Source organism: Psychrobacillus sp. NPDC096426, assembly GCF_044762745.1.
In the GTDB taxonomy this organism is placed as follows: Bacteria; Bacillota; Bacilli; order Bacillales_A; family Planococcaceae; genus Psychrobacillus.
Window position 1 is genome coordinate 160,254 of the sequence record NZ_JBIWEX010000005.1, and the last position, 13,336, is coordinate 173,589.

Genomic DNA, 13,336 nt, shown 5'->3' on the forward strand with positions numbered 1-13,336 from the left:
CCCCTTTCATAATACATTTTAACATTAACATCTTTTGGTAACATTTAAAACTCATAGTTGTAATATAATTGAAACATTAGCAAAAATGTTTGAAAATGCTCACAAGATAGTTTCATGATATAATAGGCAATGGAATTTAAAAGTAGGGAGAATAAACATGTTACATTCTATTAAGAAAATGATTTCTGGTGAAGTAATAGAACTAAAGCAACTCAATAAAATAGTATCCAAAATTAATACCTTGGAAGATTCATTTACAAATAGAACAGATTTAGAGCTTCAAGCATATACAAATAATTTTCGTGAACAACTAAATAATGGAGCAACTCCTGAAGAAATCATGTTGGAAGCATTTGCAGTTGTACGCGAAGCTTCGAAACGTGTATTAGGAAAGCGACACTATGATACACAGTTAATGGGTGGTGCAGTATTAACTCAATCTCAAATTGCTCAAATGCAAACTGGAGAAGGTAAAACATTAGTTGCAACGCTACCTGCCTACGTAATGGCTCTACACGGTAAAGGAACGCATATTATTACGGCCAATGAGTATTTGGCAAGCCGAGATTTTGAAGAGATGAAGCCATTATTTGAGTTTTTAGGCTTAACAGTCGGATTAAATATTTCTGGCTTAGAAAATGACGAAAAACAAGCTGCCTATAATTGTGACATTACATATGGAACTGGAACAGAATTCGGGTTTGATTATTTAAGAGACCATATGGTGCAAAGTGACGAACAGCTTGTGCAAAGACCACTTTTTTACGCATTAATCGATGAAGTGGATAGCATATTAATCGACGAAGCGAGAACTCCTTTAATCATTGCAGGAAAATCAAATGCAAGCTTGAATTTGTTTCCAATTATGCAGCTCGTTATTAGCTCGTTCAAAAACGAAGAAGATTACAATTATTACCCTGAGACGAAACAAATTGTCTTATTAGATAATGGTGCAGACCGCCTAGAAGAGGCATTTGGTATCGACAATGTATATGACCGAGAACATCGTGAATTTATGCACATTGCGATGCAAACACTTCGAGCAAAAGTAGTAATGCGTAAAGACGTGGACTATATTGTTAAAGACGACAAAATTATGATTGTGGATCCATATACTGGTAGAATTATGGAAGGCCGTACATTTAGCGATGGACTTCATCAAGCAATCGAAGCGAAAGAAAAAGTTTCTATTAAAGAAGAAAACAATACACAAGCTTCCATTATGATTCAACATTATTTCAGACTGTACAAACATGTATCTGGTATGACTGGTAGTGCCGTTCCTTCTCGCGATGAGTTTTGGGAAACATACAACTTACGAGTAACGGAAATACCAACGAACAAACCAAACAAACGCATCGACATGGAAACGCTTGTCTATTTAACGTATGAAGACAAAATGAAAAAAATTGTGGAAGAAACGCAAAAGTACCATGAGATTGGCCGTCCCGTTTTAATCGGAACAACTTCTATCGAACAATCCGAAAAACTTTCTTCCTATTTACATGAGCTTTCAATCGAACATTCCGTACTTAATGCAAAAACAGTAGAAGATGAAGCAGAACTAATCTCCCAAGCTGGACAGATGAATAAAATCATGCTCGCAACGAATATGGCTGGGCGAGGAACAGATATTAATCTAGGAGAAGGCGTTGCGGAACTTGGCGGTCTTCATATAATTGGTACGGAACTGCACAGTAGTGCTCGAATTGATATGCAGCTACGTGGTCGTGGGGGGCGTCAAGGAGATCCAGGGAGTTCGCAATTTATCATTTCATTGGAGGACGAGCTATTCCACTATTACGATGAAGAGGAATTCGCTAAATACAAAAATAAGGTGAAAACCGATGATACAGGCTTAGTTATTTCATCTAATCCAACAAAGTTTATATATAATGTCCAAAATGTAATTGAAGGTATGCATTACTCGAGTCGTTCTCATTTATTGAAATTAGATGATATTAATAACGATCAACAACGTGTTATGTATAATTACCGTGAAAAGGCGTTAAAAGTAGAAAATATGCAAATGCTTATCATTGATGCGATGCATGAACGTCTAAATAATTTAATCGATGAGCTTGCAGATTCAAATGTAAATGATGTGCATGAATCTAGTATTTTGAATGAAATAATGGATGAGATTAAAATTATTTCCATGCTAACATCTTACGAAGATGATTCGTTTACTTCATTAGATCCGGAAAATAAAGGGCAAGTGAAGGAAGCGTTAGAGACTGTTTATGAGAAAGCTTTTGAGATTGTCAATATGACAAGTAGTGATAACGAAGATTGGAGAAATATTCAATCGTATTATACGGAGACGCTTGATCGATTGTGGATTGGCCATTTAGACAATCTGCATCATTTAAGAGAAGGTATCAGCATTCGTGGATATGGTCAAGAAGATCCATATCGCTTATACTCATTCGATGCGCTTCATTTATTCCAAGGAATGCTTCACACATTCTTTAGAGATGTGATCCGCTATAATTTGCAAGTGAACGGGGTTAAAGAAGAAGAATAGATGCGATAAGCAAAGTGGCTGCAATTCTAGCCACCTTTCATCGAAAGCTAATAGAGGAAATTTTTGGAGTGTTGGAAGTGAATTGATCACTTTCAACACTCTTTTTACAAATATTGGATTTTCAACTAAACAATGAAAAATTACAACTAAACATTCCAAAATTCCAACTAACACTCTGATTTTTCCAACTAAATCTGAACTTCAAGAAAATCGGCTGCTTTTCTTCAAAATCTAAATTTTTACCATACAAAAAAGGCCAGTACAAAGGAGAATCTCCATTATACTGACCTTTTTTAGTTAATTTCACAATCAATCAAAAATCTCGGTAAGTCTTTCTTCTAACTCTTCTTTTAATGCCTCATACCCAGGCTTGTTCAATAGTGCAAAAATATTATTTTTATAAGACTCCACTCCTGGTTGGTCGAATGGATTCACTCCCGATAGATAAGCACTCATTGCACATGCTTTTTCGAAGAAATAAAGTAAATAACCTAGGTGATATTCATCTAGCTTATCAATCTCTACTTGGATCACAGGAACTCCACCATCATAATGAGCTAAGATCGTACTATTTTTCGCAATTGTATTAATATCATGAAATGTCTTATCTTCTAAGAAATTTAACTGATCGAAATTATTGTCTACTAACTGAATCGTGCAATCCTCTTGTTGATTACGAACATGTAAAATCGTTTCAAAGATTTGACGTTTTCCAGCTTGAATATATTGACCAATAGAATGCAAATCCGTTGTATATGTAACAGAAACAGGGAAGATCCCTTTTTCATCTTTCCCTTCACTTTCTCCAAATAATTGCTTCCACCATTCAAATACATTTCGCAAAGAAGGTTCAAATGAAGCCATTATTTCAATAATATATCCCTTTTTCTCAAGTAAATATCTAGATAACGCATATTCATAAGCCGCATTCTCTTTGTAATTCGAAAACATTAAATCATTTGTTGCTCGTTTGGCACCATCTAGTAACGCTTGAATGTCGATTCCACCTACTGCTAGTGGAAATAGCCCAACTGGAGTTAAAACTGAAAAGCGTCCACCTACATCTGCTGGAACTTCAAAGCTTCTGTATCCCTCTTCCTGGGCCAGCTTTCTTAACAAGCCACTCTCAGGATCAGTAGTTAAAATAATTCTATTTTTCATTTCATCGCCATAGCGTTTTTCCATATAAGACTTAATAACGCGGAATGAAATCGCAGGTTCAAGTGTAGTTCCCGATTTAGAAATGACATTTATATATACTTCACGGTCCTCTACGTAATGAAGTAATTGATTGATATAAGCTCCACTCATGTTCTGTCCTGCATAAATTACTTCTGTTTCACCTGATTTTTTCGAGAAATAAGGTGATAAGGCATCTTGAACTGCTTTAGCACCTAAATAAGAGCCACCAATACCTATAACTATCAAAACGGCAGATTTCGTTCGTATTTCATTGGCAACCGCAAGTATTTGCTCTATCTCTTTTTTATCTTGTTTAATAGCTAGTTCTACCCAGCCTAAAGCATCACGATCTTTACTTGTTGGTGCGTGTATTTCTTCATGTATCATACTAATTATATTTGTATATTTATTTTTTTCATCTTCATTAATAAACTTTGATAGTAAGGAAAAGTTTAGTGAGAAGGCTTGTTTTGTAACAGTCAATTGGATTTCCTCCTGCAAGCTTCGTATTCATTTATCCTCTATATTAGCATATTTCAGCGGTCTTTTCCTCTTAAAGAAGTAGGAAGGTACTTTTGAGGTTTAACAAGCGAATTTTTATACATACTAGCATTACTATTTCTTTATTTTTACTCATACTATAATCATACATTGTAACAACAGAATCGAGGGCTAGCATGTCAAAGAGAATGATTTGGATTACGCTCATTTCCTGTTTCCTACTCGGAGGTGTTATGTATGCAAGTAGTTTGTATAACGACGTCTCTGTTGCGATTGACACAATTCATGAGCCGGACATACGTAAAATCTCCAAGTTAAGAAAAACGGAAGTCGAGCTAATAAAAAAAGAACCATTCTCCTTGCTTTTACTAGGTGTGGATGAGCGAGAGGAAGATGTAGGTCGTTCTGATACAATTATAGTTTTAACTGTCAATCCTACGACGAACTCTATAAAAATGGTGAGTATTCCACGTGATACATATACCGAATTGATAGGGATAGATAAGGTCGATAAAATAAATCACGCATATGCCTTTGGTGGTATTGAAATGTCCCTCCATTCCGTTGAAAATCTACTAAATATCCCTATCGACTACGTCGTTCAAGTTAATATGGAAAGTTTTCTTCAGATAGTAGATGTAGTAGGAGGAGTAACAGTTGAAAATGCAAATCATTTTACAGAGAACGGGTTTACTTTTAATGAAGGAAATATAAATTTAAACGGAGAACAAGCACTTAGTTACGTTCGAATGCGAATGAGCGATCCACTAGGTGACTTCGGTAGACAGGCTAGACAAAAGCAAGTACTCCAAGCCGTTTTAAAAGAAGGAGCTTCCATTAATAGCTTACTAAATTATAAAGAGTTACTAAGTATTTTCGAAAAAAATATACGTACAAATATGACCTTTGACCAAATACTCAATATCCAAAAAGGATATAAAAATACATTGAATCAAGTAGATACGATCTCTTTTGAACACGGGGAAGGAAAACGGATAGATGGTATTTGGTATTATGTGATGGATGAAGAGGAGCTTGAACAAGTATCTTTGCAATTGAAGGAGCATTTGGAAATCGACTAAATACCTGGTTAAAGCTACTAAACTAAACCAACTCAAAAACAGACATTAAACTAAATTGTCTAATGTCTGTTTTCATTTAAAGTGACTGTATAAATTTCTGTATTCGATTCAATCCTTCTACAAGTACCTCCATGGAATAGGCATACGAAATTCGAATATATCCTTCTCCATAAGGTGTAAATGCGCTTCCTGGAACGACTGCCAGACCACCTTCTTGTAATAGTTTTGTAGCAAAATCAAATGAGCTCATACGATACGCCTTTATAGAAGGGAAAATATAAAAAGCACCATTAGGTTTCTCGACAGGTAATCCTATTTCGATTAGTCGACCATATACAAAATCTCTTCTCTTTATATATTCCACATTCATTTCTTCCGGAGTATCTTTGGCATTCGTTAATGCTTCAATTGCAGCATACTGCGCTGGGAGAGAAGCACATATTGTATTAAACGCATGAACCTTCACGACATGTTGTATCACTTCAGCTGGCCCCATTAAAAATCCAATACGCCATCCTGTCATAGAATGGGACTTAGACAAACCATGAATATAAAACAATTTATCTCTTATTTCCTTATAAGAGGCAAATGATAAATGTTTTCCAGAAAATGAATTCTCACTATAGATTTCATCAGTTAGTACATAAATATCTTGACCCGCTATTACTTTGACTAAATCATCCATCGTTTCTTTATTAAGAACGATGCCTGTTGGATTAGAAGGATTATTAAAAAATACAGCTTTTGTTTTTTCTGTAATGAGCGCTGCTAGTTTTTCCGCAGAAGGCTGAAAATTCGTTTCTGTCGTATCTAAGTAGACAACCTTTGCCCCACATAATTCAATAACGGGCACATAACCGGAATAATTGGGTGCTGGCAAAATGACTTCGTCTCCTACTTCTAAAATAGTTCGAAATACTGAATCTATTGCTTCACTAGCACCATTTGTAATGACGATTTCACTTTGCGGATTATAAGAAAATCCATATTTATTTGAGAAGAAGCTATTGACTACTTCTCGGAGTTCGAGTAATCCTGCATTATGAGAATAGCCAGTTAAGTTCTGCTCGATCGCTAGTATTCCGGCTTCCTTTACTGATTTAGGAGTAGGAAAGTCTGGCTGACCGATAGTTAAATTGATCGCATTTGGATAATAGACGAGTTGATTGGAAAATTGTCTAGTTCCTGCTATTTTCAGGCTTTCTGCGTTCGGATTTAAACGTAAACTCATTGTTTATCTTCCTTTCCCCTAATAATTACTTTGCTTTTATCCTAGTATACTGTATAGTAAAAGCATTTATAATTGTAATATTTTTAATAATAAATAAGTTAGGAGAATAGTAGTGAAAAATAGTCTATGGATAACGTTTTTAGAACAACTTGGAGAAAACAAAATAAGCAGAAGTGAATCGGAGCTATACCGTCATAGCCGTGATGAATCATCGCATCCTTATGTGGAACCTGATTTCGTAGTTTTTCCTGAAAATGTAGATGATGTAGTAGAAGTGGTTCAACTTGCAAATGAACATAATATCGCCGTTACTCCGTTTGGTGCAGGGTCAGGTTTAGAAGGTCAATCCATCCCTGTTAATAAAGGGATTTCTTTAAACTTCGACCGTATGAATAAAGTAATTGAATTTTCACCAGAAGATTTAATGATAACAGTGGAACCAGGAATAACCCGCCTTCAATTAAATGAATATGTAAATAGACATGGGCTATACTTCCCTATCGATCCAGGTGCTGATGCATCTATTGGTGGAATGGTTGCAACAAATGCAAGTGGGACAACCGCAGCACGCTATGGTTCGATGCGTGATCAAGTACTAGATTTGGAAGTTGTACTTGCGAATGGAAATGTTATACATACTGGTTCTAAAGCGAAAAAGTCTTCTTCTGGCTACCATTTGAACGGACTTTTCACAGGATCTGAAGGAACGCTCGGCGTCATTACGAAAATTACAGTGAAATTACATGGCATCCCTGAGAAAGTAATAGCAGCCAGATGCACGTTTCAAACTCCTGGAGAATGCGCAGAAGCTGCACAAGTTGTTTTATCAAGCGGTATTCAAGTAATGCGCATGGAGCTCGTGGATGCGGAAAGTATTAAACAAGTAAATGAATACGGAGATTATTCATTCCCAGAAGAACACTCTCTGTTTTTTGAGTTTGCCGGTGCACCGAACATTGTGGAAGAGGAAGCTACCGTAGTAGAAGAACTTATGAAAGAATTAGGTTGCAATAACTGGGAGCGCGCAAATTCATCGAAAGAACGAGCAGATTTATGGAAAGCACGACACGAAATGGCTTATGCATTTAAACATATAAAAGGAAAAGTATCGACGGGTTCGGATTCATGTGTCCCTATTTCGAAATTAGCGGAAATGGTCGTCTTCGGACGTAAATTATTAGAAGAAAGTGGACTTATAGGTGGCGTATTCGGTCACGTAGGTGATGGTAATTTCCATACACTTGTCATGTATGATCCGAATGATCCAGTGGAAGTAGAAAACGCAGAATATACAAATGAACAAATTGCGCTAAAAGCGATTAAACTGGGTGGCACTTGTACAGGTGAGCATGGAGTTGGATTAGGAAAAATGAAATATCAAGTTACCGAGCACGGAGAAGCGGTTGAATTAATGAAATCCATGAAAGCATTAATGGATCCAAAGGGAATATTAAATCCTGGGAAAATGTTTTATTAACATGGTGAAACTATCTTAGTATACTTTTTAGGGCATGCTCGCAATGTTTGAGGGCATTCCCGCAACGTTTGACTGGTTACTCGCAACATTAGTGAGCGGTTACGCAACGTCATGATTTATTCTCGCAACTTTTCTGCTACTCGCAATGTTTGGAGACATTCTCGCAACGTTTAACCAGTTACTCGCAACATTAGTGAGCGGTTACGCAACGTCATGATTTATTCTCGCAACTTTTCTGCTACTCGCAATGTTTGGAGACATTCTCGCAACGTTTAACCAGTTACTCGCAACATTATCGAGCCATTGCGCAACATTATAACTCGTACGAGCAACCTAATGGCTGTCCAACATTTTTTTGTTGAACAGCCTTTTTATTACTTCACTATTGTTTTAATTCTTCGCCTTCATGACTAAATTGCCACTCGATGCCAAACTTGTCCTTCAGTGATCCGTAGCATTTGCTCCAAAATGTTTCTTGCAACTCCATAGCTACGTTTCCGCCTTCTTTAAGTGCATCAAATACTGAACTAATTTCCTCTTCATTTTTACTAACAAACGCTAGACTAATATTATTTCCTACGGTAAATGGAGAACCAGGGAATGTATCAGAAAACATGACATTACTCCCATTAATGTTTAATCGAGTGTGCATAACTAAATCTTTTGCTTCCTCTGGTAAAGTGAAATCTGGATGTTGAGGTGCCTCACCGAAAGTCATAATTTGTGGTTTTTCCGTTTTAAAAACCTCTGCATAAAACTCTGCAGCCTCGCGACAATTTCCATTAAAATTAAGATATACATCTACAGCCATTTGACACACTCCTCTTTTGTAAAAAAATTATTCATTCAAATATGAATGTCAGTATTATTGTATCATTCGCCTATAAAAAATAGTATCTATAACTCCTAAAATGAAATGAAGAGCGAGAAAAATGATCTCACTCTCCATCTAATACCTATTCTTAAAATACTTTATCTCCGTTGAAAATGGAATTTTTCACGATAACATAATCTACATTTCGAATTGCCTCTAGTTTATTGCCACCTGCATAAGAAATAGAAGATTGAAGATCTTGTTCCATTTCAGTAAGAGTGTCTTGCAAAGCACCTTTGTGTTCCACGAACATTTTCTTACCTTCTACGTTTTTCTTTTCGCCTTTTTGAAATTCGGAAGCGGAACCGAAGTATTCTTTATAACGTTTTCCTTCTTTTTCAATTGTGTTTCCTGGAGATTCTTCATGGCCTGCAAACAAAGAACCGATCATGACCATCGATGCGCCAAAACGTACAGATTTGGCAATATCACCATGTGTTCGAATTCCTCCGTCCGCAATAATCGGCTTACTTGCCGCCTTTGCACACCAACGTAACGCTGCTAATTGCCAACCACCAGTACCAAATCCAGTTTTAATCTTCGTTATACATACTTTACCTGGTCCGATCCCTACTTTTGTAGCGTCAGCTCCAGCATTTTCTAATTCTCTTACCGCTTCAGGAGTCCCTACATTTCCTGCAATTACAAAGCTTTTTGGCAAATGCTTTTTAATATGCTGAACCATTTCGATTACTGCATTAGAATGACCATGTGCAATATCTATGGTTATGAACTCTGGTGTAAGTTGCTCCGCTGCTAATTGTTCAATAAATGCATATTCTTCCTCTTTGACACCAACACTAATCGATGCGATAAATCCGCGTGATTGCATATCTTTTGTAAATGCTAAACGCGTTTCTGGTTCAAAACGATGCATAATATAGAAGTAACCATTTTCAGCTAAGTAATTTGCGATTTTTTCGTCTATAATAGTTTGCATATTGGCAGGTACTACAGGCAACTTAAACGTATGCCCACCTAAAGTTACAGTTGTATCACATTCTGAACGGCTATTTACGATACATTTTGCCGGAATTAATTGAATATCTTCATAATCAAATACATTTTCCATGTTATCCACTCCAAAACACGAATATTTTTTTACTATAAATAAAAATTGTTCGTACATTTGGTAATTTACAGGATTTTTATGCAAATGTCAATTGATTAATGGCAAAAATAAAAAAGAGATCTATATAGACCCCTTTTATCGTTTTTCAGCATAGTAGAAATACATATGCATCACTAAGCTATTATAGAGAAGGTCTCTTCCCTTCCATCTCTATTTATTGATCATTTTAACATGCGCTTCGATTGATTTTATTCTGTCTGCTAATTCCAATACTGCTTGCATTAATTGCACCTGTTCTGTTTTTGATATCGTTGTATGACGCTCCATCTGTTCGACTGATTTCTCTACTTTTTGTATGCTGTGACTCATTACTTTTACAAATTGATCGGTCGTCAGTTTTTTCATCTCCTTTCACTTAATTTCTATTGTAATTGACTTCCAAATTATTTCAATTGACAGAATTTATAATAAATTAAGAGAATAACATTTTAGATAAAAATATCTGCTGAAAATTGCATTTAAAGCGCTTCTAGATGTCGAAAATTAAATTTTAGTGGGCCGATGGATTGCTCTGATAACATCTTGATTTTTGCTACGCTAAAATTTGTTCAAATTACAGGAAGTATTCCATCATACATATTCCCCTACTATTAATATACTAGTAGTAATGCTGTTAAGGAGGAGAGTGTCATGTATACCAATCCAATTGATCCAGAAGAAATGGCTATGAGGAAAGATTTAGATGTCATTGCTTCCCTAAATATGATTGGCGAAGGATGTCCAGACTACAATTTAGAGGAAGAAAAAGTAGATACACAAAATTCCTTAGACACCAATCGTCCAGAATAATTATTACTAATATCTTGCCCCACTTTATGTGGGGATTTTTTTATGTTCCAACCTAATACATTGCATTTAGTGGAACATGATGCAAAAATTAGAGGTAATGATTCCAAGTTATTCGCTATTCGAAAGAAACGTTTCCAATAGCCGGGCTATACGAAAACAAAAATCATATATTATAGGAATAAGTGACTCAATCTCTCGCGTCTATTTATGTGTATAGTGATGTATTATGTCGATTCATTTTCTATATAAGGAAGGAAAGAATTCAATATGAAACAAGCGTTATTAGATATAAAACCTACTGTGGAAGCAGTATTTCAATATCTTCATACCAATCCTGAAATTAGCTGGAAGGAGTTTTTAACGACTGAGTATTTGAAAGACTTTCTTAACCAAGAAGGATTCCAAGTCACTACTTTCGATGATTCAACTGGATTAGTTGTGACAATCGGGAGCGGGAAACCTTGTGTTGGACTTCGGACAGATATGGATGCTCTTTGGCAGGAAGTGGACGGAGAGTTTAAAGCCAATCATTCTTGTGGACATGATGCACATATGACGATGGCAGTAGGTACACTTCTTTTATTGAAAAAATTAGGTATTCCAAAACAAGGTACATTAAAAGTATTATTTCAACCGGCGGAAGAAAAAGGTACTGGTGCACTATCTTTTATTGAAAAAGGGTTGGTCGATGATTTGGATTATTTATTTGGTGTGCATCTTCGACCCATTCAAGAAATTTCAAACGGTTTTGCTGCTCCAGCCATTTTGCACGGTGCTGCAAAATTAGTTAGCGGAAAGATCCATGGAGTGGAAGCCCACGGTGCTAGACCACATCTTGGCATAAATGCAATTGAAGTCGGTGCGCAAATTGTGGAAGCAATCCAAGCGATTCATCTAGATCCGATGATGTCCTATTCTGCAAAAATGACTAGGTTCCAAGCTGGTGGGGAATCTGCCAATATTATTCCGGGGAACGCTGAGTTTAGTATCGATGTTCGTGCACAATCCAATAGCGCGATGAATGACTTAATCGCTAAAGTGGAACATGCGATTAAATCCGTTGCAACACTAAATAATATAACGATTGATTTTCAGATTGAGACGGAAATTGTGGCTGCGGAGGTGGATGATTCAGCTGTAAAATTGATGGAATCGGCAATTATCGATACCATTGGCCAAAATTATTATGTACCACCAATCGTTACACCAGGCGGAGAGGATTTTCATTATTATACGTTAAAAAGACCTTCTATCAAGGCGACGATGCTTGGTTTAGGTTGCGATCTAGCACCAGGATTACATCATCCAAATATGACGTTTAATCATGAGAGCATTTTAACTGGTATTGAAATATTAGCCCGTACAATTATTAACACTTTCCAAAAATGAAAAACAAAGGAGAACGAACATGCTAATCACAGAAGTAAATATTCGCAAAATGAAAATGATGATGAAAACCCCTTTTTCAACAAGTTTTGGAACTTTTCAACATAAAGATTTCCTTCTATTAGAAGTAACAGATGAACTCGGAAATACAGGTTGGGGAGAATCAACAGCATTTCACTCTCCTTGGTATACTGAAGAAACATTCGAAACAAATTTACATATGATCCGTGACTTTCTAATACCTCTTATATTAGATCAAGAGATCACGCATCCGAATGAGGTGAATACCCTATTTGCTCCCCTTCGCAAAAATAATATGGCAAAAGCAGCTGTAGAAGGTGCTATTTGGGATTTATATGCCAAGCGCAATAAATTAACGCTTGCGGAAGCATTAGGTGGAACAGCTGAAAAAATTGAAGTAGGCATTAGTATTGGCATTCAAAAAAGCACAGAACAATTGATCGACGTAGTGCAAAGGTTTATAGAAGAAGGATATAAGCGCATAAAAGTAAAAATTAAACCAGGCCATGACGTAGAAGTAATTCGTTCTCTTCGTGAAGCTTTTCCAACTATTCCACTCATGGCGGATGCAAATTCAGCGTATACTTTAGATGATATTGATTTATTAAAACAGTTAGATGAATATAATTTAATGATGATCGAGCAACCACTTGCCTCGGACGATATTATTGATCATGCAAAATTGCAAAAAGCAATAAAGACACCTATTTGTTTAGATGAAAGCATTACTTCGTTTGAAGATGCACGAAAGGCTATTGAGCTTGGTAGTACACAAATTATTAATGTGAAAATTGGACGTGTTGGAGGTTTAACAGAATCGAAGAAAATTCATGATTACTGCATGGAAAAAGGAATTCCTGTATGGTGTGGTGGTATGTTAGAGGCTGGGATTGGACGCGCACATAACATCGCTCTAACGTCATTACCGAATTTCACACTTCCAGGAGATACAGCAAGTTCCTCTCGTTATTGGGAAGAAGATGTTATTACACCTGAAGTTGTCGCTGTAGATGGATTTATAACTGTTCCTACAGAATATGGCATTGGCTACGAACCAAACTTAGAAGTTATGGATCGTTACACAGTGGAACAAATTCACTTTAAAGCTTGATATAAGCAGAACAATTAAAACAA

11 protein-coding genes are annotated in these 13,336 nt (G+C 36.3%); 6 read left to right on the plus strand and 5 right to left on the minus strand.

Annotated elements, in window-relative coordinates; genetic code table 11:
* Positions 1-157: 157 nt before the first annotated feature.
* Positions 158-2,527 (plus strand): preprotein translocase subunit SecA, encoded by a 2,370-nt coding sequence (gene secA, locus ACIQYS_RS06330; protein WP_402976297.1) that lies wholly within the window; start codon positions 158-160, stop codon positions 2,525-2,527.
* A 309-nt stretch (positions 2,528-2,836) separates the two neighbouring features.
* Here secA and ACIQYS_RS06335 read toward each other — a convergent pair whose 3' ends face one another.
* Complete coding sequence (locus ACIQYS_RS06335; RefSeq protein WP_402976299.1) at positions 2,837-4,192, minus strand: glucose-6-phosphate isomerase; 1,356 nt, start codon at positions 4,190-4,192, stop codon at positions 2,837-2,839.
* A gap of 194 nt (positions 4,193-4,386) precedes the next feature.
* Between ACIQYS_RS06335 and ACIQYS_RS06340 the strand changes: the two genes are divergently transcribed.
* Positions 4,387-5,292: an LCP family glycopolymer transferase gene (locus ACIQYS_RS06340; protein ID WP_402976301.1), complete on the plus strand. Its 906-nt coding sequence runs from the start codon at positions 4,387-4,389 to the stop codon at positions 5,290-5,292.
* A gap of 76 nt (positions 5,293-5,368) precedes the next feature.
* On the opposite strand, the gene ACIQYS_RS06345 is transcribed toward ACIQYS_RS06340, so the two are convergent.
* Entirely contained in the window at positions 5,369-6,523 is a 1,155-nt protein-coding gene (locus tag ACIQYS_RS06345; protein ID WP_402976305.1) for an aminotransferase class I/II-fold pyridoxal phosphate-dependent enzyme, read from the minus strand.
* A gap of 112 nt (positions 6,524-6,635) precedes the next feature.
* Between ACIQYS_RS06345 and ACIQYS_RS06350 the strand changes: the two genes are divergently transcribed.
* Positions 6,636-8,000, plus strand: coding sequence for an FAD-binding oxidoreductase (locus ACIQYS_RS06350; RefSeq protein ID WP_402976309.1), 1,365 nt, complete (start codon positions 6,636-6,638; stop codon positions 7,998-8,000).
* Positions 8,001-8,382: 382 nt separating this feature from the next.
* On the opposite strand, the gene ACIQYS_RS06355 is transcribed toward ACIQYS_RS06350, so the two are convergent.
* The 3 genes from ACIQYS_RS06355 to ACIQYS_RS06365 form a co-directional block, all read right to left on the minus strand.
* Entirely contained in the window at positions 8,383-8,811 is a 429-nt protein-coding gene (locus tag ACIQYS_RS06355) for a VOC family protein (protein WP_402976311.1), read from the minus strand.
* A gap of 151 nt (positions 8,812-8,962) precedes the next feature.
* Positions 8,963-9,946, minus strand: coding sequence for a GMP reductase (guaC, locus tag ACIQYS_RS06360; RefSeq protein ID WP_402976313.1), 984 nt, complete (start codon positions 9,944-9,946; stop codon positions 8,963-8,965).
* A 210-nt stretch (positions 9,947-10,156) separates the two neighbouring features.
* Complete coding sequence (locus ACIQYS_RS06365; protein ID WP_402976315.1) at positions 10,157-10,351, minus strand: hypothetical protein; 195 nt, start codon at positions 10,349-10,351, stop codon at positions 10,157-10,159.
* Between the two features lie 285 nt (positions 10,352-10,636).
* Here ACIQYS_RS06365 and ACIQYS_RS06370 point away from each other — a divergent pair, with 285 nt between their 5' ends.
* From ACIQYS_RS06370 to menC, 3 genes are all read left to right on the plus strand, one after another.
* Positions 10,637-10,795, plus strand: coding sequence for a hypothetical protein (locus ACIQYS_RS06370; protein ID WP_402976317.1), 159 nt, complete (start codon positions 10,637-10,639; stop codon positions 10,793-10,795).
* Positions 10,796-11,062: 267 nt separating this feature from the next.
* Positions 11,063-12,184 carry a M20 peptidase aminoacylase family protein gene (locus ACIQYS_RS06375; protein ID WP_402976319.1) on the plus strand — a complete coding sequence of 374 codons (1,122 nt, stop codon included), beginning with the start codon at positions 11,063-11,065 and terminating at the stop codon, positions 12,182-12,184.
* Positions 12,185-12,203: 19 nt separating this feature from the next.
* Complete coding sequence (gene menC / locus ACIQYS_RS06380; RefSeq protein ID WP_402976321.1) at positions 12,204-13,313, plus strand: o-succinylbenzoate synthase; 1,110 nt, start codon at positions 12,204-12,206, stop codon at positions 13,311-13,313.
* Positions 13,314-13,336: the final 23 nt, after the last annotated feature.